Raw genomic sequence first — 26196 nt, forward strand, 5'->3', positions numbered from 1 at the left:
CACTTCGCCACAACTCAAGGCATGCTAGCCGCCCTTCGGGCGTCCGGCTTATAGTGCACGTCGCGCCAGTCCAGCCAAACCGCAGGATTTCAGCTTGTCCAACGTTACCCCGCCAGCTTCTGTGAGCGCGTCCAATCCGGGGACCGGCTCGCCCCTGCGCGGAACATTGAAGGGTGCCTTGGCGACGCTGGTACTTTTGCTGCTGGCGTTGCTGTTCTGGCAGTTGCTCGACCAATTGCGCGAGACCCAGAAAAACCAGCGGCAGTACACCATCGACTACACCGCCGACCTCGCCTCGCAGGTCAGCCTGAACATGTCGCTGAATGCGCAAATCGCCCTCAACCTGCTACCGATCGTCGAACAGCCGCAGTCGTCCGACGAACAGCAGGCGCTGCTGCGCAAGCTCCAGCAATCGCTGCCGGACGTGCGCAGCCTGGCCCTGCTCAGCCCATCCGGGAAAATCCTCAACGACAGCGCCAGCGACAGCCACGACGCCGATTACCTCGCTGAACTGGTGCGCCGCAGCCGCGCCCAGGCGCATTACTTCAGCAACGCCGACGACGGCTCGGTGGTGCATCTGTTATTGCATCAGGCCAGCGGCAGCACGCGCGGCTACTGGGTGTTGCGCCTGACCCCGACCTTCTTCGACTCGCTGACCCAGCAGGGTGAAACCGGCATCCGCCCGTTGTGGCTGGTGGAAAACCGCCTCAACCACCAGATCATCAGCCGCGACGAAGCGCTGTCTTCAGCCAGGCCCGGCGTGCTGAGCCCCGACGACCTGGCCAACACTGTATTAACCGTGCCGCTGAGCAGCAGCGACTGGCAGTTGCGCGGGCTGTTCGACCGTCAGCGGGTGCTCGAAGAACTGCTGCCAGCGTTTATCGGCAAATGCCTGCTGGGCCTGGCGTTCTCGATGTTGCCGGTGATCGCGCTGCTGAACATGCGTCGCCGCCAGCGCCAGTTGCATGAAGGCCGCCGGCGTTATCAGGACATCTTCGAAGGCACCGGTGTTGCGCTGTGCGTGCTCGATCTGTCCGGCCTCAAGCAAGTGTTCGACAAGGCGCAGATCCAGACCAGCGACCAGCTCAAGGCCTGGCTCGACCAACCGGCCCAGCGCCAGCAACTGCTGCAAGAACTGCGCGTCACCGAGGTCAATCAGGTCGCGCTGCAACTGCTCAATGTCCATTCCTGCGAGCACGCCTGGCAACTGCTGATCGACGGCCAGCCGCACAGCCAGTGCGCCATCGGCAACCAGGTGCTCGACGCCGTTCTGCAGCAACAGAAACAACTGGAACTGGAAATCAGACTGCCAGACATCAACGGTCGCGATCAGCACCTGTGGATGGTTCTGCGCCTGCCTGAGGAGCTGCACGACTATAAAGCGGTGATCCTCAGCATCAACGACATCACCAGCCGCAAGCTGATCGAACTGTCGCTGCTGGAGCGCGAAGGCTTCTGGTCGGACGTGGTGCGCACGGTGCCGGATCATCTGTATGTGCAGGACGTGATCAGCCAGCGGATGATCTTCAGCAACCATCACCTCGGCCAGACCCTCGGTTACAACCGCTCCGAGCTGCACCAGATGGGCGAGTACTTCTGGGAAATCCTCCTGCACCCGGAAGACGCCGACTATTACCACCGCTCACGGCAGATGCAGCGGCACGCCGGTTACAGTCAGTTGCTGCAATGTCAGCTGCGCTTCCGCCATCGTGACGGCAAGTGGCGGCGCTTCGACATTCGTGAGCAAGCGCTGGCCCGTGACAAACACGATCAGGTCACGCGGATCATCGGCGTGGCCAAGGACATCACCGAGCAGATCGAGGCCAGTGAATCGCTGCGTGACAGCGAGCAGCGCTACCGCATGCTCGCCGAAAGCATCAGCGACGTGATTTTCTCCACCGACAGCAAGCTGTCGCTGAACTACGTCAGCCCGTCGGTGCAGGCGGTGCTGGGTTACGACGCCGAGTGGATTTTCCAGAACGGCTGGCAATCGACCATCGCCAACCCGCAACAACTGAGCGGCATCTATTCCCTGATGGACCGGGTCAGCAAAGCGCTCGACAAGCCTGAGCAACTCGCACAGCTGCGAAGCCAGGTGCAGACGCAGATGTTCCTGTTCGACTGCCTGCGTGCCGACGGTCGCAAGATCCCGATCGAGCTGCGCTTGGTGCTGGTGTGGGACGAACACGGTGCCTTCGAAGGCGTGCTAGGCGTCGGCCGCGACATCAGTCAGCAACGCCGCGCCGAAAAAGACCTGCGTATGGCGGCCACGGTATTCGAGCACTCGACTTCGGCGATTCTGATCACCGACCCCGCCGGCTATATCGTGCAGGCCAACGAAGCCTTCAGCCGGGTCAGCGGTTACGCGGTGTCGGAAGTGCTCGACCAGTTGCCGAACATGCTCACCGTCGACGAGCAACAGGACGCGCACCTGCGTTACGTGCTCAAGCAACTGCATCAGCACAGCACCTGGGAAGGCGAAGTCTGGCTCAAGCGGCGTAACGGCGAGCATTACCCGGCATGGGTCGGCATCACGGCGGTCCTCGACGATGAAGGCGACCTCGCCAGTTACGTGTGTTTCTTCAGCGACATCAGCGAGCGCAAGGCCAGCGAACAACGCATTCATCGCCTCGCCTACTACGACGCCCTGACCCACCTGCCGAACCGCACGCTGTTCCAGGATCGCCTGCACACCGCGCTGCAATCGGCCGAGCGGCAGAAGTCGTGGGTGGTGCTGATGTTCCTCGACCTCGACCGCTTCAAGCCGATCAACGACTCCCTCGGCCACGCCGCCGGCGACCGCATGTTGAAAGACATGGCCACGCGCCTGCTGGCCTGCGTCGACGAAGACGACACCGTGGCGCGCATGGGCGGCGACGAGTTCACCCTGCTCCTGCAACACCGCTCCAGCCGCGAAATGGCGCTGAACCGGGCGATTCATGTGGCCGAGCAGATTCTCGCCAGTCTGGTGCGCCCGTTCGTGCTGGAAGGCCGCGAGTTCTTCGTCACCGCCAGTATCGGCATTGCTTTGAGTCCGCAGGACGGCAACGAACTCAGTCAGTTGATGAAGAACGCCGATACCGCGATGTACCACGCCAAGGAGCGTGGCAAGAACAACTTCCAGTTCTATCAGGCCGACATGAACGCCAGTGCGCTGGAGCGTCTTGAGCTGGAAAGCGACCTGCGCCATGCGCTGGAACAGAACGAATTCGTCCTGTATTACCAGCCGCAATTCAGCGGCGACGGCAAACGTCTGACCGGTGCCGAAGCGCTGCTGCGCTGGCGTCATCCGCGTCGCGGGCTGGTGCCGCCGGGGGATTTCATTCCGGTGCTGGAGGAGCTGGGGCTGGTGGTGGACGTTGGCGACTGGGTGATCAGCGAAGCCTGCCGTCAACTCAAGACCTGGCACCAGAACCGGGTGCGCGTGCCGAAAGTCTCGGTGAACATCTCGGCGCGGCAGTTCTCCGATGGCCAGCTCGGTACACGCATCGCCACCATCCTGCGCGAAACCGGGCTGCCACCGGCGTGCCTGGAACTGGAGCTGACCGAAAGTATCCTGATGCGCGAAGTCAGCGAGGCGATGCAGATTCTCGCCGGGCTGAAAAACCTTGGCCTGAGTATCGCGGTCGACGATTTCGGCACCGGTTATTCATCGCTGAACTACCTCAAGCAGTTCCCGATCGACGTGCTGAAGATCGACCGCACTTTCGTCGACGGCCTGCCGTCCGGCGAACAGGATGCGCAGATCGCCCGCGCGATCATCGCCATGGCCCACAGCCTCAATCTGGCGGTGATCGCCGAGGGCGTGGAAACCCATGAGCAACTGGACTTCCTGCGCGAGCACGGTTGCGATGAAGTGCAGGGCTATCTGTTCGGCCGACCGATGCCGGCGAGCCGGTTTGAAGCGCAGTTCAGCAATGATGCGCTGTTCATGTTTGACTGAAGAAAAGATCGCAGCCTTCGGCAGCTCCTACAGGGATTGATGTCGGTCACAGTATTCGCAATCAGCCCCGATTACTGTAGGAGCTGCCGAAGGCTGCGATCTTTTCAGGCCGGCAAAAGCACCGCACATCTGTCATGAACGCCACTTGTCTGCGACATGATGTCGTTTCATATGCCATCCAAAACCCATTGGGTTAGAATGCCCCCCTTTTCTGCCCCCGATCCTTGAGGACCGCCATGTTCAGCCGTGATTTGACTATTGCCAAGTACGACGCCGATCTCTTTGCCGCCATGGAGCAAGAAGCTCAGCGCCAGGAAGAGCACATTGAGCTGATCGCTTCGGAAAACTACACCAGCCCTGCGGTGATGGAAGCTCAAGGCTCGGTTCTGACCAACAAATACGCCGAAGGCTATCCGGGCAAGCGCTACTACGGTGGCTGCGAGTACGTTGACGTCGTTGAACAACTGGCCATCGACCGCGCCAAAGAGCTGTTCGGCGCCGATTACGCCAACGTTCAGCCGCACGCCGGCTCGCAAGCCAACGCCGCTGTTTACCTGGCCCTGCTGCAAGGTGGCGACACCATTCTGGGCATGAGCCTGGCCCACGGTGGTCACCTGACCCACGGCGCCAGCGTGTCCTCCTCCGGCAAGCTGTACAACGCCGTGCAGTACGGCATCGACGCCAATGGCCTGATCGACTACGACGAAGTCGAGCGTCTGGCCGTTGAGCACAAGCCGAAAATGATCGTGGCCGGTTTCTCTGCCTACTCGCAGATTCTCGACTTCCCGCGCTTCCGCGCCATCGCGGACAAAGTCGGTGCCTACCTGTTCGTCGACATGGCTCACGTGGCCGGTCTGGTCGCCGCTGGCGTCTACCCGAACCCGGTGCCTTTCGCTGACGTCGTGACCACCACCACGCACAAGACCCTGCGCGGTCCACGTGGCGGTCTGATCCTGGCGCGCGCCAACGCCGACATCGAGAAGAAGCTGAACTCCGCAGTATTCCCGGGCGCCCAGGGTGGCCCGCTGGAGCACGTGATCGCCGCCAAGGCGATCTGCTTCAAGGAAGCGCTGCAGCCTGAGTTCAAGGCTTACCAGGAACAAGTGGTGAAGAACGCCCAGGCCATGGCCGAAGTGTTCATCGCGCGCGGTTTCGACGTGGTGTCCGGCGGCACCAAGAACCACCTGTTCCTGCTGTCGCTGATCAAGCAGGACATCTCCGGTAAAGACGCCGACGCCGCGCTGGGCAAAGCGTTCATCACCGTGAACAAGAACTCCGTGCCAAACGACCCACGCTCGCCGTTCGTCACCTCTGGCCTGCGCTTCGGTACTCCGGCTGTGACCACCCGTGGCTTCAAAGAGGCAGAGTGCAAAGAGCTGGCCGGCTGGATCTGCGACATCCTGGCTGACCTGAACAACGAAGCGGTGATCGATGCCGTTCGTGAGAAAGTCAAAGCCATCTGCAAGAAACTGCCGGTATACGGCGCTTGATGCGACGTTAAACCTGCAGCATGAAAAACCGGCCAAGTGATTGGCCGGTTTTTTTTCGTCTGCGTGAAAGTCCCTGCCGCCTCACTTAAAACTTGAAACAACAACTTCAAAGAAAAACAGGACATCAACAAAACTTAGCTGCTAGTGTTAAAAACAGAACACGCAACATCAACTAAAAATCCACACAAAACAAAGAAACACCCATCAAAAACTCAAGGAAGAGTTCATGACAACGAACAGGAAAAAGTCATTTATCGCAACATTAATGCTGGACCAGCACCACCTGAATATCCTGGGAGCGCTTTATGAAGAACCGGTCTTGCGCACCGACAAATCATTTTCCGGCGGTTTTTACACCGGCACTCCCAGATTAACCGATGATGCCCACCTATTGGGTTGCCGCTTCCAAAGGGAAGTAACAAACGTACAACCCATGAACATTTATTTCCGCTGTACCGATGACTATTACCACCTTTACATACGCGATCACGCCACGCACACCGGCTATTGCCTGAGCAAGGATCGCGCCGGGGTGTTAGGGGCTTTTCTGCCGGCGGGCAGCGACACCACCTCTTTCAACTTGCTGAGCCACGATAACCGGATCATCACCCTGCAGGATATGGGCGGTGATCGTCAGCGAGTGCGACTCAAGGCACGTAACGCCGGCCAGATCACAGCGTTGCGTCGACGAGGCGCACCCTACATTTATATGGCCGAGACGGATAACACAGGCCTGCCGTTCACACTGAAAATCATCGAGCGCAATGCATCGTTTCTCAGTGATCCCGACGAAATCTGACATCAACGTTTCAGCATTCAACACTTACGCCACTGAACAGCCCGGCTGTTTAATTATCAGCATTCAAAAGATCGAGTAATACCATGAGCACCAATCAGGAAAAATCCTTTATTGCAACATTGAGCACTCGCTATGGCTATCCACACTTTCCCAAGTTGACGTATGGCAGAAAGGTCACGACTCCACGTCCCGATTATGAAGCCTTTACGTTTTCCCACCACCTGGATGTTTCAAACTATCTCTTTCTCAAGCCAGATGTTGCACCGGACGCACTGACCCTTTACTTCCGCTGCCTTGATGACTACTACACTATTTATATCTTTACGCCGGGCGAGTACTACTACAGAACCATCAGCCGTGAAGAAAAAGACTTCCTGAACTCTTATGCAACCGAAGATGGGGACCAGACCACATTCAACCTGCTCAATGCCAAGGGCAATATCATCACGCTGGATCAGATCGACACGGATACGCCCACTGTCAGAATCCAGACCCGAGGCGGCGCGCTGTTGTGCGCCGGGCAAAGTCGTAACAAACATGATCCCAGAGTCGGCACGTTCGTACGCACCAATTTGAACCGCAGCGCCGGTGTTCTCGACTTCAAGCTCAATATCCTGAAGCGCAACGTGCCTTACTGAGCAGATTGAAATCCGCCAGCGTCAGTACAAACCAGCCCGGCGCAACAGCGCCGGGCTGGTTTTTCGTCGGGATTACCGGGCAGGGCACCACTGGTCAGACCGGTCATGCCAATTTCCGCCCTGCCCCTTGTATTTCAGGAAATCCCGCGCGTAGACTGCGCCTGCACTGGACATACCGGTAAGACCACAATAATTAAGTCCTCAATCTGATGTGCTCCGCACACGGCAGCCAGGACACCGACCAGGATTCCTCCCATGCTCAGATGGTGCTCGCGTTCAATCTTTCTCCAAGTGGTTCTCGGACTGGTGCTCGGCATCATCTGCGGACTGACCCTTCCCGAATATTCCGCTCAGCTCAAACCCTTGGGCGACGGCTTCATCAAACTGATCAAGATGCTGATCGGCCTGATCGTGTTCTGCGTGGTGGTCAGCGGCATCAGCGGCGCAGGGGATCTGAAGAAGGTCGGGCGTATCGGCCTCAAATCGGTGATCTACTTTGAAGTACTGACCACCATCGCGTTGGTGATCGGTCTGGTGTTCGCGTTCAGCACCGGGATCGGCAGCGGCGCGAATATCCATCTGGAGCAGTTGTCCGCCGCTGACATGGGCGACATCGCCGAACGCGGCCAGCACATGCACACCACCACGCAGTTCCTGATGGACCTGATCCCGACCTCGGTGCTCGGCGCCTTTGCCGACAACAACATCCTGCAAGTGCTGCTGTTCTCGGTGTTGTTCGGCAGCGCACTGAATCTGGTGGGTGAAGCGGCCTCGGGGATCTCGCGACTGATCAACGAACTGAGCCATGTGATCTTCCGGATCATGGGCATGATCGTGCGTCTGGCGCCCATCGGCGTGTTCGGCGCCATCGCCTTCACCACCAGCAAGTACGGCCTCGATTCGCTGCAGCACCTGGGCAGTCTGGTCGGTTTGTTCTACCTGACCTGCGTCGCGTTCGTCAGCGTGATCCTCGGTGTGGTGATGCGCGCCTCGGGCCTGCGCCTGTGGCCATTGCTCAAATATCTGCGTGAAGAGCTGCTGATTGTCATGGGCACCGCCTCCTCCGATGCCGTGCTGCCGCAGATCATGCGCAAACTCGAACACCTGGGCATCGGCAGCTCGACCGTCGGGCTGGTGATTCCCACCGGCTACTCGTTCAACCTCGACGGTTTTTCGATCTACCTGACGCTAGCCATTGTGTTCATCGCCAACGCCACCGGCACGCCATTAGCGATGACCGACCTGCTGACGATTCTGCTGGTGTCGCTGATCACCTCCAAGGGCGCTCATGGCATTCCCGGTTCGGCGCTGGTGATTCTGGCGGCGACACTTACAGCGATCCCGGCGATTCCGGTGGTCGGGCTGGTGCTGGTGCTGGCGGTGGACTGGTTCATGGGCATCGGCCGGGCGCTGACCAACCTGATCGGCAACTGTGTCGCCACCGTGGCCATCGCCCGTTGGGAAAAGGACATCGACGTACAACGCGCCAACACAGTACTCAGCGGTCAGCAGGGCTACACCTTTCAACCGCGTAAAACCGGAACTCCGGCGCACCAGCAAGAGTTCTGATTTTCAACCCCGCAGGAGCTGCCGCAGGCTGCGATCTTTTGATCTTGTTTGCGGCATCCCCTATGGGCTTACGGAGCTAGACAAGTGATCACCACATCAACCGTCGTCAACTCAGTCGTAGAAAAACTGCGCGCCGCCCTCGCCCGTGGTCAGTGGCGCTCCGGCGACATGCTGCCGGGCCAGCGCGAACTGGCCGAACAACTGGGCATCAGCCGTCCGAGTCTGCGCGAAGCGGTGATCGTTCTGGAGACCCTGGGCCTGGTCCGTTCGATGCCGGGCAAAGGCGTGGTAGTGCTCGACGCCCAGCTCAGTGACAGCCAGAGCCACGACAGCGCGGTCGCCGGCGCCAGCCTCGAAGACGTGCTGCAACTGCGCTATACCCTTGAGCCGTTCATTGTCGGCCTGGTCGCGCAGTCGATCAGCAGCAAGGAGGTCGGGCAGTTGCGCCTGACCTTGATGGACATGCGCGAAGCCCTTGACGCGGGCGACAGCGAAGCCGGCGTCAGCGCCTACATCGCCTTCCACGAAGAGCTGTTCACCCTGACCTCGAACCCGATTTTCCAGAGCGTGGTGCAGCAGACCAGCAATGCCCTCAAGCAAAGCGCCGAAGTGCTGCGCAATTCGCCCGAGCATCTGGCCGAGCGCCTGGAAGAAAACGAGGCGGTGGTGCGCGCGATCCGCAGCAAGAACAGTGCTCAGGCCAGCGCCGAAATGCGTCGGCACATCCTGCGCGAAGGCCAGCGGATGGGCATCGAACTGAATATCCCGGAAGACAACCTCAGCCACTGAATGCTTCACACTGGAGACCGGCCATGAACAGTCTTGCCACGTCGCCGCACACTCGTCAGATGTCGGCACCTTTGCCCTTCTCCCGCCTGCGAGCGCCGACAGATGCTCTGTACCCGCGGCTGTTCGAGGCGATTCTGGACCAACGAATCGACCCGGCCAGCCGCTTCACCGAAGACAGCCTCAAGCAGATGTTTGGCGTCAGCCGCGCCGATGTACGCCGGGTACTGACGCAGTTGTCCCATGAGCAGGTGATTGTGCTGCGCGCCAATCATCGGCCGCGGGTCGCCGCACCGGATGCAGAACAGACCCGACAAACCCTGCACGCCCGGCGCCTGACCGAAGCGACGCTGGTGCGTCTGGCTTGTCAGAATGCGTCAGCGGAGGGTTTGAAACGCTTGCGCACGCTGGTCGAACGCGAACGCCTGGCCGTGCTTCAGGAACGGCGTGCGGCGGCGATTCGTTTGTCCGGAGAGTTTCATCTGCAGTTGGCACAGATGGCGGGGAATGCACCGTTGGCGCATTTCCTTGGCAGCCTGGTGCCGTTGACGTCGCTGGCGATTGCGCGGTGTCAGCACCAGACGCATAGTTGTTGCGCATGGCAGGAGCATTTGGCGCTGCTTGAGGCGGTTGAATGTGGAGATGGGGTCAAGGCCAGTCTACTGATGAACCGGCATCTGGATGATCTGGAGCAGACGCTGCTGGAGCCAACCATCAAGCATTACGTTGTCGGTTGAATCGCCATCGCGGGCAAGCCCGCTCCCACAGGGTTATTGTCGTTCACAAATCATGTGTACACCTGTAAACCTGTGGGAGCGGGCTTGCCCGCGATGGCGTCAGCCCTGACACCGAAGAACCATCAGGCAGAAGCCACCTTGGCAAACCCCGCCCGGATCTTCTCTTCCGGCAGATCATCGGCAATAAACACGATCACGCTTTCCCGCGCCTCACCCTCGGCCCACTCGGTGTCCCAGTCGAAACCGTAGAGTTTCAGTACGCCCTGAAACACCAGCCGGCGATCCTCGCCAGCGATGTTCAGCACCCCCTTGTAACGCAGCAATTGCTTGCCGTGCTCTTCCAGCAACCCATTCATGAATTCGCTGAGCCGATCGATATCCAGCGGCTGGTCCGTGCGCAGTACCAGGCTGGAGATGCGATCGATGGAAGGCGCCTTGCTCACCGGACGCAGGCTGACCCCGCCGCCCAGATCGGCATTGAGGTTGAAACCCCGCACATCAAGCAGTTCCGCCAGATCGATGTTCCCGTGCTCGACCACGCGGATCGGCGCACGGCGGTTGATCCGCGTCAGGCGTTCGCTCAGTGCATTGAACGTGGCCTCATCCACCAGATCAGTCTTGCTGACCAGCAAGCGGTCGGCAAAACCGATCTGCGCCTGGGCGATGGTCTGGGTCAAGTGCAGGTCGGCGTGGGCGGCGTCGACCAACGTGATGATGCCGTCGAGCAGATAGCGCTCGCGCAGCTCTTCATCGATGAAAAAAGTTTGCGCCACAGGCGCTGGATCGGCCAGCCCGGTGCATTCGATCACCAGCCGGTCGAAGGCGATTTCGCCGCTGTCCAGGCGTTCGAGCAGCAGGTACAGGGCCTTGGTCAGATCAGTGTGAATGGTGCAGCAGACGCAGCCGTTGGCCAGGGTCATGACTTGCACCGGTTCATCGCCGAGCAACTGGGTGTCGATGCCGGCGTCGCTGAATTCATTCTCGATCACGGCGATTTTCAGACCGTGCTCGGCTTTCAGCAGATGGCGCAGCAAAGTGGTCTTGCCGGCACCGAGAAAACCGCTGAGTACCGTTACAGGTATGGGAGAAGACAAAACAGATCCCCTTCACAAAATGAATGAACAACACAAAAACAAATGTGGGAGCGAGCCTGCTCGCGAAAGCGGTGTGTCAGTCAAATCATTCATCAACTGACACTCCGTATTCGCGAGCAGGCTCGCTCCCACAGGGGGGATTGCATCAGCCGCCGGCTGTCAGCTCAACAGCACTTCGGCCCACCCTTGCCACCGTAACGCGCTTCCTGACGCTCGCGAAAGAACATCTCGTAGCTCATCACCGGTTTGTCCGGGTGTCTGGTTTGCATATGCTCGACGTAGGTGTCGTAGTCGGGCATGCCGACCATCAGGCGCGCGGCCTGACCGAGGTATTTACCGAGGCGACTCAGGTCATTGAACATGGTGCAATCCTCTGGTTACGCGTCCGGCAGGGCCTGGAATGGCGATTCTTTATCCGTACGCTCTTTTTTGCCCCAGGCGGCGATGCCGACCTTGAGCGCATAGAACAGGATGCTGAAGACCACGAACAGGAACAGTGCGGTGAGCGTTGCGTTGGTGTAGGCGTTGAAGATCACGTGCTGCATCTGCTCGACGCTTTTTGCCGGTGCCAGCACCTGACCATTGGCCAGCGCATCGCTGTACTTCTTGGCCAGCGACAGGAAGCCGATCGCCGGGTTGGCGTCGAACAGCTTGATGAAGCCCGCAGTCGTGGTGCAGATCAGCAGCCAGGCGGCCGGCAGCAGGGTGACCCAGATGTAGCGCTGGCGCTTCATCTTGATCAGGACCACGGTGCCGAGCATCAGCGCGATACCCGCCAGCATCTGGTTGGAGATACCGAACAGCGGCCACAGGGTGTTGATGCCGCCCAGTGGATCGATCACGCCCTGATACAGCAACCAGCCCCACATCGCCACACATCCGGCGGTGGCGATCAGGTTGGCGGTCCAGGATTCGGTACGTTTCAGCGCTGGCACGAAGGAGCCGAGCAGATCCTGCAGCATGAAGCGCCCGGCACGGGTGCCGGCGTCCACAGCGGTCAGGATGAACAGTGCTTCGAACAGGATCGCGAAGTGGTACCAGAACGCCATGGTGTTTTCACCCGGCAGAACACTGTGCAGGATCTGCGCGATACCGACCGCCAGGGTCGGCGCACCGCCGGCACGGGCGAGGATGGTGGTTTCGCCGATGTCATGGGCCACGGCTTGCAGGGCTTCCGGGGTAATTGCAAAGCCCCAGTTGCTGACTGCGGTTGCCACGGCCACCACGTCACCGCCGACCACGGCGGCCGGGCTGTTCATCGCGAAGTACACGCCCGGCTCGATCACCGAAGCGGCAACCATCGCCATGATCGCCACAAACGATTCCATCAGCATACCGCCGTAACCGATGTAACGGGCGTTGGTTTCGTTATCCAGCAGCTTCGGCGTGGTGCCCGACGAGATCAGTGCGTGGAAACCGGATACGGCACCGCACGCGATGGTGATGAACAGGAACGGGAACAGACCGCCCTTCCACACCGGGCCGGTGCCGTCGACGAACTGGGTCAGCGCCGGCATTTTCAGCTCGGGCATGGTCACCAGAATACCGATCGCCAGAGCGATGATGGTGCCGATCTTGAGGAACGTCGACAGGTAGTCGCGTGGCGCGAGAATCAGCCACACCGGCAACACGGCGGCGACAAAGCCATAACCGATCAGCATCCAGGTGATTTGCACACCGGTGAAACTGAAAGCCTTGGCCCACACCGGATCAGCGGCAATCTGCCCACCGAGCCAGATCGAACCGAGCAGCAGCAACACGCCGATGACCGAGATTTCGCCAATGCGGCCCGGGCGGATGTAGCGCATATAGATGCCCATGAACATCGCGATCGGGATGGTCGCCATCACGGTAAAGATGCCCCACGGGCTCTCGGCCAGGGCCTTGACCACGATCAGCGCCAGCACCGCAAGGATGATGATCATGATCAGGAAGCAGCCGAACAGGGCGATGGTGCCGGGGATGCGGCCCATTTCTTCACGGACCATGTCGCCCAGGGAACGGCCGTTGCGCCGGGTCGACATGAACAGGACCATGAAGTCCTGCACCGCGCCCGCCAGTACCACCCCGGCAATCAGCCACAACGTGCCGGGCAGGTAGCCCATCTGCGCCGCCAATACCGGGCCGACCAGAGGTCCTGCGCCGGCGATCGCGGCGAAGTGGTGACCGAAAAGAATGTGTTTGTTGGTCGGCACGTAGTCCAGACCGTCGTTGTTGAGCACGGCGGGGGTGGCCCGACGCGGATCCAGTTGCATCACCTTGTTGGCGATGAACAGGCTGTAGTAACGGTACGCAACCAGATAAATGGCCACCGCCGCGACCACGATCCACAAGGCGTTGATCGCCTCTCCTCGGCGCAATGCCACTACGCCCAGGGCGCACGCTCCTACGATTGCCAGCACTAGCCAGGGTAAGTGGCGTAGCAGGCTATTATTATTTTTCATTTTATTATTCCAGCCAGGGTGGACAAGAAAGACAGCCACCCCGAGTTTAGCGCTTACGGCGCCAAAGGCCATACCCCGACGTTGGTCTAGACGCCTTGTCGATTGGCAGTCACCCGCCGGTCGGGTCTATAGTCAGCGAACGCTTCCGAGGATTGCGCCATGAGCGAACACCCAGCCAATCGCCGTCGCTTCAAACGTATTGCGTTCGATGCCAGAACCGAGCTGAGTCAGGGCCAATTCATATGGCCGGTGAAGTTGATCGATCTGTCCCTCAAGGGGCTGCTGATCGAGCGGCCGGAGCCTTGGCTCGGGGACAAGGAACAGGATTTCTTCGTCGACATTCATCTGAGCGATGACGTGGATATCCAGATGGATGTGCATCTGGCCCATGAGGATCACGGGCAACTGGGGTTTGTCTGCCGGCATATCAGCCTGGAATCGATCCAGCGCTTGCGGCGGTTGATCGAGCTCAACCTGGCTGACGAAGCCGAGCTTGAACGCGAACTGGGCGCACTGATCGAAATCTAGCCCCCAAATCGATCTGTGGAAACAACCGTGTGGTGAGGGGATTTATCCCCGAGGGGGCGCGGAGCGGCCCTGATAAATTCGGGTCTGCTGCGCAGCCCATCGGGGATAAATCCCCTCACCACAGGTTTTCATTCAATCAAGGGAATGGCAGCTATTCGAACAGTGCGTCGAGCGCCTGTTCGAGGCGGGTCACGGCAATGATCTGCAGCCCCGCCGGCGCCTCTTTCGGCGCATTGCCTTTGGGCACGATCGCGCGTTTGAAGCCATGCTTGGCCGCTTCCTTCAAGCGCTCCTGCCCACTCGGCACCGGACGCACCTCGCCGGACAAACCGACTTCGCCAAACACCAACAGATCATGCGGCAACGGCCGGTTGCGCAGGCTCGACATCACCGCCGCCATCAAGGCCAGGTCGGACGCGGTTTCCAGCACCTTCACCCCGCCGACCACGTTGAGGAACACGTCCTGATCGTGAGTCGGAATGCCGCCGTGGCGGTGCAATACCGCCAGCAACATCGCCAAACGGTTCTGATCCAGACCCAGCGTAACCCGACGCGGGTTGGCCAGATGGCTGTCATCCACCAGCGCCTGGACTTCCACCAGCATCGGCCGGGTGCCTTCCCACGTGGCCATGACTACGCTGCCCGGGACTTCCTCCTGGGCACGGGTGAGAAAAATCGCCGAAGGGTTGGAGACTTCTTTCAGGCCCTTGTCGGTCATGCCGAACACGCCGAGTTCGTTGACCGCGCCGAAACGGTTTTTCACCGCCCGCAGCAAACGCAAACGCCCGTCCGATTCGCCTTCGAAATACAGCACGGTATCGACCATATGCTCCAGAACTCGCGGGCCGGCGAGCGCGCCTTCCTTGGTGACGTGGCCGACGAGAAAAATCGCCGTGCCGCTCTGCTTGGCATACCGCACCAGCAACGCCGCACTCTCACGCACTTGAGATACGCCACCCGGAGCAGATTGCAGCTGTTCGGTGAAAATGGTCTGAATCGAGTCGATCACCATCACCTTGGGCTTTTCCTGGCGGGCGGTGGCGATGATGGTTTCGATGCAGGTTTCGGTCATCACCCGCAGTTGATCCTGCGGCAGTCCGAGACGACGCGCACGCATGGCCACTTGTTGCTGGGATTCTTCGCCGGTGACGTACAGCGCCGGCATGCTCTTGGCGAGGTTGCACAGTGTCTGCAACAGGATCGTCGACTTGCCGATGCCCGGGTCACCGCCGATCAATACCACCGAGCCGTCGACCAGACCGCCACCCAGGACCCGGTCCAGCTCTCCGGACGCGGTAGAGAAACGCGGAATCTCTTCGATGCTGACTTCGGCCAGAGTCTTGATCTGCGCCTGCTGCCCGGCCCAGCCGGTACGCCCGGTGGGCGCCGTGGCGCCGCCGCTCTCGATCATGGTTTCGGTCAGGGTGTTCCAGGCGCCGCACTCGCCGCACTGGCCCGCCCATTTGGGAAAGGTTGCGCCGCATTCGGTGCAGCCGTACATGCGCTTGGCCTTGGCCATCTGGATCCCCCGGCAAAAACCGCGATGATAACGCAGCCACCGCTCAGCGCGGCACGGCGGTGCGGATTTCGCCGTTGGCCAGACGCGCGGCGCTATTGCCCAGCGGATCCTCGGCATTGAGGTCGGCGCCCTTGGCCTTGAGCGCGTCGAGCAGTTCGATGCGCTTGAACAACCCGGCGTACATCGCCGCAGTCTGGCCGGCGCCGTTGCGTTGATCCGGGCTGCAATCGGTGGCCATCAGTCGCCGGGCGATCTGCATCTCGCCCTTGAAAATCGCGCCCATCAGCGCCGTGTTGCCGCGCTGGTCCTGCGCGCAGGCATCCGCCCCCGCCGCCAGCAATTGCTCAACTGCCGCCCCCTGGCCGTGATACGCCGCCAGAATCAGTGCGGTGTAGCCCTTGCTGTCGCGGGTATCGAGGGAATAACCGGACTCGATGAAGGTCTCGAGCATCGGCACATCACCACGCCGGGCGGCATCGAAGTAGTAATCCTGCAACTGGGCCTTGATCGCCTCGGGGTTCTGTTCGGCCACCGCAGTCAATGACCAGCAACCGAGCAACAGTAAAAGGAAGGGACGCATAAATGCTCTCCTGGGGCAGAACGGGGCCTGCATCAGGCCCCGCGTTGCATGGCGTCGAGATCAGTCGACCAGTTTCGCTGCCAGCGCCTTGACCCGGCTCAAGTCACCCTTGGCCACTTTGGTCACGCCGGTGCCGTATTCCGGGTCGGCCTTATAAAGGAAGGACAGGATGATGTGCTTGCTCTCGTCATCGGTGGTCGCCAGCGAGCCGCCGAAACTGGCGATCAGGTCCTGACGCTCCTGCTGGCTGAACGAGCGATACAGATCACCGGCCTGCTTGAAGTTCTGCTCGCGCTGAATCTTCGCCTGCTGGGTGCTGCCGGACAGCGCCAGCTGGCTGTAACGCGCGCTTTGCGGCTCTTCACGCGGTTGCAGGCGGCTTGGCTGATAGTTCACGCCAGACTGCGTAGCACCGAAGTTCAGCGCACCGTCCTGATTGCCATTGTTGACCGCAACTTTCGGCGCATTGATCGGTAGTTGCAGGGCATTGGCACCTAAGCGATACATTTGCGTATCGGCATAAGAAAATACCCGGCCCTGCAACAAACGATCTTCCGAAGGTTCGATACCCGGCACAACATTGGCCGGGGCCATCGCAACTTGTTCGGTTTCCTGGAACACATTGGCCGGATTACGGTTCAACACCATTTGTCCAACTTTTCGCTCAGGAACATTTGGCCAGATCTTGGTAGCGTCCAATGGATCGAAATCAAACTTGGACAAATCTTGCGGATTTAGCACTTGGATGTACAAGTCCCATTTCGGGAAATCACCCTTGTTAATATGGCTGACCAGATCATTAGTCATATGACTGTAATCCTTGCCCTGAACTTTCTCGACTTGTTCAGGTGTCAGGTTTTTGATGCCCTGCAAACTTTTCCAGTGAAACTTCACGTAGTGCACTTCGCCCTTGGCGTTCACCAACTTGTAGGCATGCACGCCATTACCGTCCATCTCGCGATAACTGGCCGGAGTACCCGAATTGGAATACAACTCGGTCAGCGTGCGGGTCGCTTCCGGCACGTGGGAGAAGAAGTCGAAACGACGCGAGTCATCGTCCAGGTTGGTACGCGGATCGGGCTTGAAGGCATGAACCATGTCCGGGAACTTGATCGCGTCGCGGATGAAGAACGTCGGGAAGTTGTTGCCCACCAGATCCCAGTTGCCATCGGCGGTGTAGAACTTGGTGGCAAAACCCCGTGGATCGCGCAAGGTTTCCGGTGAGTGGTTGCCATGCACCACGGCGGAGAAACGCACGAACACCGGTGTGACCTGGCCGGCGGCGAATACTTTGGCCTTGCTCAAATCGCTGAGGTCGTTAGTCACGGTGAAGGTCCCGTGAGCCCCGGTGCCGCGGGCATGCACCACGCGCTCGGGAATGCGCTCACGGTCAAAACGCTGGAGCTTCTGGATCAGTTGCACATCCTGCAGCAACACCGGACCGGTGGCACCGGCAGTCTGCGAATTCTGGTTGTCGCCGACCGCGGCACCGTTATCCCGGGTCAGGGGTGCAGCGTGCACGGAGAAGGTCAGCAAGCTGGCGGCGAGCACGCCGAAAGTACGGCGATGGGGAAAAGCCCCCAGTCCAAGAGTGGAATTCATATCAGGTTCCTCTGGTTTTTTGGGCGCATCCAGGTGCGCAAACCAGAGGCTAGAGGGCTATGGCGGTGAACATAAATAGAAAGTTCGTAACTCGACGATTGAAAAAAATGGCTTTGCGATCAGCGATTTACGGCGTATTTCGCGCGCGATTAGTGGCACTTTGCAAACTAATCGTTGATTCATGTGTCGATAAAAACGGGCATTGTAAGAAGGTGTTTCGCGCAGGACGCGTTTTGCTGATTTACACTGCGTACACCAAACTCATCTGTAACAAGGAAATAACCTATGGGCGTGCTAAGTGAGTTCAAGGCCTTCGCGGTCAAAGGCAATGTGGTCGACATGGCCGTCGGTATCATCATCGGTGCAGCCTTCGGCAAAATCGTTTCATCGTTTGTCGGCGACGTGATCATGCCGCCAATCGGCCTGTTGATCGGTGGGGTGGACTTCAGTGATCTGGCCATCACGTTGAAAGCCGCCGAGGGTAACGCCCCTGCCGTGGTACTGGCTTACGGCAAATTCATCCAGAGCGTTCTGGACTTCGTGATCGTTGCTTTTGCGATTTTCATGGGTGTCAAAGCCATCAACCGCCTGAAACGCGAAGAAGCCGTAGCCCCTTCCCTGCCGCCGGTTCCAACCAAGGAAGAAGAGTTGCTCGGCGAGATCCGCGATCTGCTCAAGGCGCAGAACAATCGGCCTTGACGGTTTCATGAATGAAAACGGCGCCTGATGGCGCCGTTTTTTTTACCAGTAATTTTCCACCGCCACCTGACCGGGCCGCCGCGTCAGGCTCAGGCTCATGTGGCGTTTCTTCAGCAACGCGCGGGTGTCATCGATCATCTGCGGATTGCCGCACAGCATGACACGCGAGTGCTCAGGGGTCAGTTTCACGCCGGCTTCACGTTCCAGTTCGCCGCTTTCGATCAACGTGGTGATGCGACCGTGCAAGGCGCCAGGCCCTTGTTCGCGGGTAACCGTGGGGATGAACCGTAATTTATGGGCATGCTCTGCCAGGTAATCACGTGTGGAAAGCTCAGCGATCAATGATTGATAGGCCAGCTCCCTAGCCTCGCGCACGCTGTACACCAGAATAATTCGCTCGAAACGCTCCCACACTTCGAAGTCCTGCAGGATCGACAGAAACGGTGCCACGCCGGTCCCTGTGGATAACAGCCACAGATCCCGGCCGTCGACAAAACGATCCAGCGTCAGGTAACCAAAGGCCTGGCGCTCCACCAGCACGGTATCGCCGACCTGCAACCGGTTCAGTTCGCTGGTGAATTCGCCACCCGGCACCACGATAGAGAAGAACTCGAGAAACTCGTCGAAGGGTGAAGAAACCATCGAGTAGGCACGCCACACCGTGCTGCCATCCGCCTTGGTCACGCCCAGGCGCGCGAATTGTCCTGCGCGGAACCTGAAACCTGTATCGCGCGTAGTGCGCAACGTGAACAGGCTGGGGGTCAAGGGCTGCACGTCGAGCAAGGTCTGGGCAGTAAACTTTTCTGCACTGACAGTCATGGGCCACTCCACTGTAAAGAACCCAGACAGTTTCGCGCAAACTGACACTGTAAACACCACTGTTTTTGTAATGTCTTTTCATTTAGCTAGCGAACCCAATGAGACACAAACTCAGATACACCAATGGAGAAATTTTCAGATTTCAATCTGAAATTGAATGACACATTGAATACAACGCTCTACTCCGGGCTAATAACATTCTTGCAATCAAACTTCTCTGCAAAGAGCAAAAAAGTTCAACGCCAACTGTAGGACATGTCCTAAACTCGGTTGCGTGATGGATTCATTGGATCCAAAAAGCCCAGCGCGTAAAAACGATTTCACGGAGCGTTTGTGATGGAAATGTGGAAGGAGTCGCAATTAAAGCAACTGACTTTCGCGAGAGAAATAGAGACTGCTTATCCGATCCTGCTGAGATTCGCTCAAAACATAGGCTTCAACTTTTGTGCCATCTCTTTGACATCAAACAATCGGAACGCCGACTTTAAAGCCTTGCAAATCAATAACTACCCCACGCAATGGAACAAACTTTATGAACAGGAAAGCTACAGCAAAATCGACCCGATAGTTACGCATTGCAGCCAATCCATGCAGCCCATTGTCTGGAGCGAAGCGTTGTTCTCGCAGACGCCAGCATTGTGGAGCGCTCAGCAGAAACACGGTTTGCGGCACGGCTGGTCGCAGTCGTTCCACCATGACGCCACCGGGTTGTGCAGCACACTGAGTCTGTGCAGAAAAAATGGTCCGCTAAGCCCACTCGAGTTGTACGAGCATTTTGGCTACATGTTTTACGCGACCAGTCATCTTAGTAATCTGTTTGCCAGAAACCTGCCCAAACCACCGGAAAAACCAGCCCGACCCCATCTGTCGCCGCGGGAGCTGGAAGTGTTGAAGCTGTCGGCCGTTGGCAAGACAGCCTATGAGATCGCCAGGATCCTCTGTTTGAGCGAGCGAACGGTGAACTATCACGTGCAGAACATCATCCTGAAACTCGACGTTTGCAACAAAATCTCAGCGGTCTCTGCCGCCCAGCAATTGGGCCTGCTCAGCGCCAGTTAACACTAAATCCCGCGGGCAATCGGCCGGAAAAAAACGTACCATTTGTGACCTTCCTGAGTGATGACGTGCACTGCACGCCGCAGTCCACTCGGACGGTTCCGCCGCGCTATGCCCAAGGCAGCGGGCCACCCGTTGATTAATCAGAGTCCCCGCCCCATGCCTTTGCTCGACACGCCCTTCGCCCAACTCGACCTGATCCGCCAGCCTGAGCAGCAGAATGAACCGCTGCAAGCGTTCGATGCGGCTGACGAGTACCTGCTCAATCATCTGGCCGCGCAACAACCGGCGGCAGACACTCGGGTATTGGTACTCAATGACAGCTTCGGGGCCTTGGCGGCGAGTCTGGCGGGCAAGGTTCAGGTCAGCAGCAGCGGCGATTCGTTTCTCGCGTTCCAGGGGCTGGAAAAGAACCTGGTACGCAACGGCCTGGCATTTGATGCCGTGCGAGGGATTGCGGCGAGTGAGCCGTTGACAGGGCCGTTCGACAAGGTATTGATCCGCGTCCCCAAGACGCTCGCACTGCTGGAAGAGCAACTGATCCGTCTGCAAGGGCAACTGGCCCCCGGCGCCGAAGTGGTGGCAGCGGCCATGGTCAAACACTTGCCGCGCGCCGCCGGTGATCTGCTGGAGCGTTACATTGGCCCGGTACACGCTTCACTGGCGGTAAAAAAGGCTCGCCTGCTGATCGCGACACCCGAAGCCAAAGCCCCGGCGACCTCGCCCTACCCTTCACGCTACCAGCTCGACGAGCCGGCCATCGAATTGCTCAACCACGCCAACGTGTTCTGCCGTGAAGGTCTGGATATCGGCACCCGGGCCTTTCTCCCGCACCTGCCCAAAAACCTTGGCAGCGCCCGGGTCGCCGACCTTGGCTGCGGGAACGGCGTACTGGCCATCGCCAGCGCGCTGCGCAACCCTGACGCATACTACACGCTGGTCGACGAATCGTTCATGGCCGTGCAATCGGCTGCGGAGAACTGGCGCGCCGCGCTCGGCGAACGCGAAGTGATCGTGCGCGCCGGCGATGGTCTGGCCGGGCAGGAGCCGCAATCGCTGGACGTGGTGCTGTGCAATCCGCCGTTCCATCAACAGCAAGTGGTCGGCGATTTCCTCGCCTGGCGCATGTTCCAGCAGGCCCGCGAGGCACTGGTGGTGGGCGGTGCGTTGTACATCGTCGGCAACCGGCACCTGGGTTATCACAGCAAGCTGGCGCGGCTGTTCCGTGGCGTTGAGCAAGTGGCGGCCACGCCGAAATTCGTGATTCTCAAAGCCCGCAAGTAAACCATCAGGCAAAAAAAACCCTCCGCGGTACAGAGGGTCATAAAACCGTGCCCAAGGGCAACGGGACGGGATGTCTCAGTGTGTGGTCAGGCCGGCCGCGCTCATGAACAGGCGCATCAGACTGGCGGCAATGAACAGCGCGCCGACGCTACCGATCCAGATCAGGGCCAACCAGCCGAGCCGCTGCCACAGCGGCTTTTTTTCGGCTTCTTCAATCTCGTGCAGGGAATGTTTGCCGTTCATTGCATCGTTCCTCCATCAGGCGATGACGTCGTCAGGGACGCCATCGCGAGCAGGCTCGCTCCCACAGGTGTGCGGGGCGGCAGTCTAGTGGTAACCGTCTTCATGGGTGACCTTGCCGCGGAACACGTAGTAGCTCCAGAAGGTATAACCCAGGATGAACGGGATGATGAACAGCGTACCGACCAGCATGAAGCCCTGGCTTTGCGGCGGTGCGGCGGCGTCCCAGATCGAGATCGACGGCGGCACGATGTTCGGCCACAGGCTGATGCCCAGACCGCTGTAACCGAGGAAAATCAGCACCAGGGTCAGCAGGAACGGCATGTAGTTGGCGTTGCGTGCCACCGCGCGGATCAGCCCGTACAGGGTGACCAGCACCAGAATCGGCACCGGCATGAACCAGAACAGATTCGGCATGCTGAACCAGCGAGTGGCAATTTCCGGATGCGCCAGCGGCGTCCACAGGCTGACGATACCGATCACAGCGAGCAGCACGAACGCCAGCGGCCGCGCCAGGTTGTGCATCTGCTCCTGCAACTTGCCTTCGGTCTTCATGATCAACCAGGTACAACCGAGCAAGGCATAGGCCACCACCAGCGCGGCGCCGCAGAACAGGGTGAACGGTGTCAGCCAGTCCAGTGAACCGCCGGCGTATTGCCGATTAACCACCGGCAAACCGTCGATGAATGCCCCGAGTGCCACGCCCTGAAAGAACGTCGCTGCCACTGAACCGCCGATGAACGCCTTGTCCCACAGGTGACGTTTGTCGTCCTTGGCCTTGAAGCGGAACTCGAACGCCACGCCGCGGAAAATCAGGCCGATCAGCATGAAGATCAGCGGCAGGTACAGCGCCGACAGCACCACCGAATAGGCCAGCGGGAACGCGCCAAACAATGCCGCGCCCCCCAATACCAGCCAGGTTTCATTGCCGTCCCACACCGGGGCGACAGTGTTCATCATCACGTCACGGTCGGTCTTGCCCGGGATGAACGGGAAGAGAATCCCGATCCCCAGGTCGAAACCGTCCATGACCACGTACATCATGATGCCGAAGATGATGATCACGGCCCAGATCAGCGGAAGATCAATACCCATGAGTCAAATCTCCTTTTCCAGGCTGCGCGGCGAGTCAGCGTCGGCGCCTTCGTCATCGGCGGCGGACAACGGCCGCGCCGGTGTGCGTTTCTGGCCAGGACCACCTTCGTTGGTTTCCTTGCCTTCGTCGGTTTTCGGCCCTTTGCGCACCAGACGCATCATGTAGCCGAGCCCCGCACCGAACAGCGCGAAATACACCACGACGAACATGATCAGGGTGATGCTCATCTGCATGAAGCTGTGATTGGACGAAGCATCCGCCGTGCGCATCAGCCCGTAGACCACCCACGGCTGGCGACCGATCTCGGTGGTGAACCAGCCGGCGAGGATCGCGATCAGGCCGGACGGCCCCATCCACAACGCCAGATACAGGAACGGGCGCGAGGTGTAGAGCGTGTCGCGCTTGCGCAGCCACAGGCTCCACAGACCGGTAAAGATCATCAGGAAACCGAGGCCGACCATGACCCGGAACGACCAGAACACGATGGTCGAGTTCGGCCGGTCTTCAGGCGGGAACTCCTTGAGCGCCGGCACCTGCTTGTCCAGCGAGTGAGTCAGGATCAGGCTGCCGAGGTACGGGATCTCCACGGCGAATTTGGTTTTCTCTTCTTTCATGTCCGGCCAGCCGAACAGGATCAACGGGGTCGCTTCGTTGCCTTTATTCTCCCAATGGCCTTCGATCGCGGCGATTTTCGCCGGCTGGTGCTCAAGGGTGTTGAGGCCGTGGAAGTCGCCGATCACCGCCTGGATCGGCGCGACGATCAGTGCCATCCACATCGCCATCGACAGCATGGTGCGGATCGCCGGGTTGTCCCTGCCGCGCAGCAAGTGCCAGGCCGCCGACGAGCCGACGAAGAACGCCGTGGCGACGAACGCTGCCGTCGCCATGTGCATCAGGCGATACGGGAACGACGGGTTGAACACGATGGCCAGCCAGTCGGTCGGGATCACTTGACCATTGACAATCTCGAAGCCTTGCGGCGTCTGCATCCAGCTGTTGGACGCGAGAATCCAGAACGTCGAAATCAGCGTGCCGATCGCCACCATCACCGTGGAGAAAAAGTGCAGTTTTCGTCCGACCTTGTTCCAGCCGAACAGCATCACCCCGAGGAAACCGGCCTCAAGGAAGAACGCCGTGAGCACCTCATAGGTCAGCAACGGTCCGGTGACGGAACCGGCGAAGTCCGAGAAACGGCTCCAGTTGGTACCAAACTGGTAGGCCATGACCAGACCAGAGACCACACCCATGCCGAAGTTGACGGCAAAGATCTTCGACCAGAAGTGGTACAGGTCTCGGTAAGTGTCGTTATGGGTTTTCAACCACAGCCCTTCGAGCACCGCCAGGTAGCTCGCCAGACCAATGGTGATGGCCGGGAACAGGATGTGGAACGAGATGGTGAATGCGAACTGAATTCGGGCGAGATCGAGCGCCTCTAAACCGAACATAAGTCTTCCTCTGTCAGGTAATACCGGCGATGGGGCTTGTGGCCCCTGCACCTACTGCCCCCACGGATATCGAGTGCGGCGAATTCTGATTCGTTCTTTTTTAATAACCATCGCAACGCAGGGAGTCTGGCCGTCGGGCCACCAGACCATGGCCCGGGAGGGTCTTGATCTGGATCAAGCAACGTTAAAAGAGTAGTCCCATTTCCGACGAAGAACGGCGTGGTCGTTTGCCGCGTGACAAGTTGCCTCAGCGCCTGGGCAACGCTCTGAAATACATGTCCCAGAGCGGCACGACCTGTAGGGAGGGGATTCATCCCCGATGGGCGGCGAAGCGGCCCCCCTCCAATACACAATACACACTGCCTTTTGGTCGTGTCGGCAGTTTTTACGACTGCTACGCAGTCGATCGGGGATGAATCCCCTCGCCACAGGGGGATCGGCATCCAGTCCGGAGATAGATGTCTGGCTAACTAAATTTTTCGTCATGGCAACTTCCTGTTACAGACTGGTGATAACCTCACCCCTCCGCCCCGAGCCAGACCTGCCTTCAGATGCCCAGCCAAGAGCCCCTGCTGTTACGTCACCATCGTCCGTTTCTCGCGTTCTGGTTCGCCCGGATCTTCACCGCCAGTGGCTTTCAGATGCTCACGGTGGCGATCGGCTGGAATCTGTATCAGTTGACCGGCAACGTGCTCGACCTGGGTCTGGTCGGTCTGGTGGAATTCGCGCCACGGGTGCTGTTCATGCTGCACACCGGTCACGTCGCCGACCGCTATGACCGGCGCCGGGTCGCGGCGATCTGCCAGTCGTTGCAGGCGTTGATTGCCCTGGCACTGGCCATCGGCAGTGCGACCGATCACGTGACCCGGGAAATGATCTTCGTCCTCGCCTTCCTGCTCGGCGGCGCGCGCTCCTTCGAGCTGCCGACCACCCAGGCGCTGCTGCCAAGTATCGTGCCCAGCGCCCTGCTTCCACGGGCGGTCGCCGCAGCGCAATCGGCTCAACAATCAGCCACCATCGTCGCCCCGGCCCTCGGTGGCTTGCTTTACGCGTTTGGCAGTGTCTGGGTCTACGGCCCGACGGTGTTGCTTTACGTCATCGCCTGCACCTTGATGCTCAACCTGCCCGCGCGACAGACGCCATTGAACAAAGGCAAAGCCACGCTCGACTCGTTGCTGGCGGGCATCCGTTTCATTCGCAGCCGTCCGGACATTCTCGGAGCGATCTCACTGGACCTGTTCGCCGTGCTGCTGGGCGGCGCCACCGCGTTGCTGCCGGTGTTCGCCAAGGACATTCTGCTCACCGGGCCGTGGGGCCTGGGCCTGCTGCGTTCGGCGCCGGCGGTCGGCGCGCTGGGGATGTCGCTGTTTCTGGCGCGATTCGCCGTCGAGCGCAATGTCGGTCGCGTGATGTTCACCGCCGTCGGCGTCTTCGGCGTGGCGACCATCGCCTTCGGCCTGTCGACCTCGTTCTGGTTCTCACTGGCGGTGCTGGTGGTGCTCGGCGCGGCGGACATGATCAGCATGGTGATCCGCGCCTCCTTCGTGCAACTGGAAACCCCGGACGAAATGCGCGGCCGGGTCAGCGCGGTGAACGGCCTGTTCATCGGCGCCTCGAATCAGCTCGGCGAATTCGAATCCGGCCTCACCGCGCACTGGTTCGGCACCGTCCCGGCTGTAGTGATGGGCGGGATCGGCACGCTGGTGGTCACCGGGACGTGGATCAAACTGTTCCCGACCCTGGCCAAACGCGACCGGATGCATGTGCCGGTGGAAGAGGTGAAGGTCTGAGGCACATCAGCGAAATCAACACGCCAAGCACAAATTGA

General features: G+C 59.5%; 22 protein-coding genes. 12 read left to right on the forward strand and 10 right to left on the reverse strand.

Features of this window, described 5'->3' with window-relative positions:
• Window positions 1–94 precede the first annotated feature (94 nt).
• The 7 genes from HXW87_RS28085 to HXW87_RS28115 all read left to right on the forward strand — a co-directional run bounded on the left by HXW87_RS28085 (window position 95) and on the right by HXW87_RS28115 (window position 9962).
• Window positions 95–3943 (forward strand): bifunctional diguanylate cyclase/phosphodiesterase, encoded by a 3849-nt coding sequence (locus HXW87_RS28085; protein WP_121187282.1) that lies wholly within the window; start codon window positions 95–97, stop codon window positions 3941–3943.
• A gap of 236 nt (window positions 3944–4179) precedes the next feature.
• Window positions 4180–5433, forward strand: a complete 1254-nt coding sequence (gene glyA / locus HXW87_RS28090; protein ID WP_041065242.1) for a serine hydroxymethyltransferase — start codon at window positions 4180–4182, stop codon at window positions 5431–5433.
• 226 nt (window positions 5434–5659) lie between these two features.
• The gene (locus HXW87_RS28095; RefSeq protein ID WP_239778173.1) at window positions 5660–6232 is read left to right on the forward strand and encodes a hypothetical protein; all 573 of its coding nucleotides are present in this window, start codon (window positions 5660–5662) and stop codon (window positions 6230–6232) included.
• 83 nt (window positions 6233–6315) lie between these two features.
• The gene (locus tag HXW87_RS28100; protein WP_239778174.1) at window positions 6316–6870 is read left to right on the forward strand and encodes a hypothetical protein; all 555 of its coding nucleotides are present in this window, start codon (window positions 6316–6318) and stop codon (window positions 6868–6870) included.
• 255 nt (window positions 6871–7125) lie between these two features.
• Window positions 7126–8439 (forward strand): C4-dicarboxylate transporter DctA, encoded by a 1314-nt coding sequence (locus HXW87_RS28105; RefSeq protein ID WP_239778176.1) that lies wholly within the window; start codon window positions 7126–7128, stop codon window positions 8437–8439.
• A gap of 84 nt (window positions 8440–8523) precedes the next feature.
• Entirely contained in the window at window positions 8524–9228 is a 705-nt protein-coding gene (locus HXW87_RS28110; RefSeq protein WP_047296689.1) for a FadR/GntR family transcriptional regulator, read from the forward strand.
• Between the two features lie 23 nt (window positions 9229–9251).
• Window positions 9252–9962 (forward strand): GntR family transcriptional regulator, encoded by a 711-nt coding sequence (locus HXW87_RS28115; RefSeq protein WP_239778177.1) that lies wholly within the window; start codon window positions 9252–9254, stop codon window positions 9960–9962.
• Between the two features lie 122 nt (window positions 9963–10084).
• Here the strand turns inward: HXW87_RS28115 and yjiA are convergent, their stop codons facing one another.
• The 3 genes from yjiA to HXW87_RS28130 form a co-directional block, all read right to left on the reverse strand.
• Window positions 10085–11056 carry a GTPase gene (gene yjiA / locus HXW87_RS28120; protein WP_239778179.1) on the reverse strand — a complete coding sequence of 324 codons (972 nt, stop codon included), beginning with the start codon at window positions 11054–11056 and terminating at the stop codon, window positions 10085–10087.
• Between the two features lie 164 nt (window positions 11057–11220).
• Complete coding sequence (locus HXW87_RS28125; RefSeq protein WP_239778181.1) at window positions 11221–11418, reverse strand: YbdD/YjiX family protein; 198 nt, start codon at window positions 11416–11418, stop codon at window positions 11221–11223.
• A gap of 15 nt (window positions 11419–11433) precedes the next feature.
• Window positions 11434–13500 (reverse strand): carbon starvation CstA family protein, encoded by a 2067-nt coding sequence (locus HXW87_RS28130; protein WP_095668272.1) that lies wholly within the window; start codon window positions 13498–13500, stop codon window positions 11434–11436.
• Window positions 13501–13659: 159 nt separating this feature from the next.
• On the opposite strand from HXW87_RS28130, the gene HXW87_RS28135 reads away from it, so the two are divergent.
• Entirely contained in the window at window positions 13660–14028 is a 369-nt protein-coding gene (locus HXW87_RS28135) for a PilZ domain-containing protein (protein ID WP_095668271.1), read from the forward strand.
• 151 nt (window positions 14029–14179) lie between these two features.
• Here HXW87_RS28135 and radA read toward each other — a convergent pair whose 3' ends face one another.
• Genes radA through katB form a run of 3 tightly spaced genes read right to left on the reverse strand, consistent with a single transcriptional unit; the run spans window position 14180 to window position 17729 of the window.
• Entirely contained in the window at window positions 14180–15547 is a 1368-nt protein-coding gene (gene radA, locus HXW87_RS28140; RefSeq protein ID WP_003228407.1) for a DNA repair protein RadA, read from the reverse strand.
• A 43-nt stretch (window positions 15548–15590) separates the two neighbouring features.
• Complete coding sequence (locus HXW87_RS28145) at window positions 15591–16127, reverse strand: ankyrin repeat domain-containing protein (protein WP_047296693.1); 537 nt, start codon at window positions 16125–16127, stop codon at window positions 15591–15593.
• 60 nt (window positions 16128–16187) lie between these two features.
• Entirely contained in the window at window positions 16188–17729 is a 1542-nt protein-coding gene (gene katB / locus HXW87_RS28150) for a catalase KatB (RefSeq protein ID WP_047296694.1), read from the reverse strand.
• Window positions 17730–18014: 285 nt separating this feature from the next.
• Here katB and mscL point away from each other — a divergent pair, with 285 nt between their 5' ends.
• Window positions 18015–18428: a large-conductance mechanosensitive channel protein MscL gene (gene mscL, locus HXW87_RS28155; RefSeq protein WP_115986790.1), complete on the forward strand. Its 414-nt coding sequence runs from the start codon at window positions 18015–18017 to the stop codon at window positions 18426–18428.
• A 42-nt stretch (window positions 18429–18470) separates the two neighbouring features.
• Here mscL and HXW87_RS28160 read toward each other — a convergent pair whose 3' ends face one another.
• Window positions 18471–19247, reverse strand: a complete 777-nt coding sequence (locus HXW87_RS28160; RefSeq protein WP_239778182.1) for a ferredoxin--NADP reductase — start codon at window positions 19245–19247, stop codon at window positions 18471–18473.
• A gap of 336 nt (window positions 19248–19583) precedes the next feature.
• On the opposite strand from HXW87_RS28160, the gene HXW87_RS28165 reads away from it, so the two are divergent.
• Window positions 19584–20306, forward strand: coding sequence for an autoinducer binding domain-containing protein (locus HXW87_RS28165; RefSeq protein ID WP_047296699.1), 723 nt, complete (start codon window positions 19584–19586; stop codon window positions 20304–20306).
• A 156-nt stretch (window positions 20307–20462) separates the two neighbouring features.
• The gene (locus tag HXW87_RS28170; protein WP_239778183.1) at window positions 20463–21587 is read left to right on the forward strand and encodes a class I SAM-dependent methyltransferase; all 1125 of its coding nucleotides are present in this window, start codon (window positions 20463–20465) and stop codon (window positions 21585–21587) included.
• A gap of 75 nt (window positions 21588–21662) precedes the next feature.
• On the opposite strand, the gene HXW87_RS28175 is transcribed toward HXW87_RS28170, so the two are convergent.
• The 3 genes from HXW87_RS28175 to HXW87_RS28185 all read right to left on the reverse strand — a co-directional run bounded on the left by HXW87_RS28175 (window position 21663) and on the right by HXW87_RS28185 (window position 24368).
• The gene (locus HXW87_RS28175; RefSeq protein WP_080963309.1) at window positions 21663–21830 is read right to left on the reverse strand and encodes a DUF2474 domain-containing protein; all 168 of its coding nucleotides are present in this window, start codon (window positions 21828–21830) and stop codon (window positions 21663–21665) included.
• Between the two features lie 84 nt (window positions 21831–21914).
• A complete protein-coding gene (cydB, locus tag HXW87_RS28180; RefSeq protein WP_007963753.1) occupies window positions 21915–22922 on the reverse strand; it encodes a cytochrome d ubiquinol oxidase subunit II in 1008 nt (335 codons plus the stop codon).
• A 3-nt stretch (window positions 22923–22925) separates the two neighbouring features.
• Window positions 22926–24368 (reverse strand): cytochrome ubiquinol oxidase subunit I, encoded by a 1443-nt coding sequence (locus HXW87_RS28185; protein ID WP_041065206.1) that lies wholly within the window; start codon window positions 24366–24368, stop codon window positions 22926–22928.
• A gap of 551 nt (window positions 24369–24919) precedes the next feature.
• Between HXW87_RS28185 and HXW87_RS28190 the strand changes: the two genes are divergently transcribed.
• Entirely contained in the window at window positions 24920–26158 is a 1239-nt protein-coding gene (locus HXW87_RS28190) for an MFS transporter (protein ID WP_239778185.1), read from the forward strand.
• Window positions 26159–26196 lie beyond the last annotated feature (38 nt).

Origin of the sequence: Pseudomonas sp. Y5-11, assembly GCF_022368695.1 — a bacterium.
Taxonomy (GTDB): domain Bacteria; phylum Pseudomonadota; class Gammaproteobacteria; order Pseudomonadales; family Pseudomonadaceae; genus Aquipseudomonas; species Aquipseudomonas parakoreensis.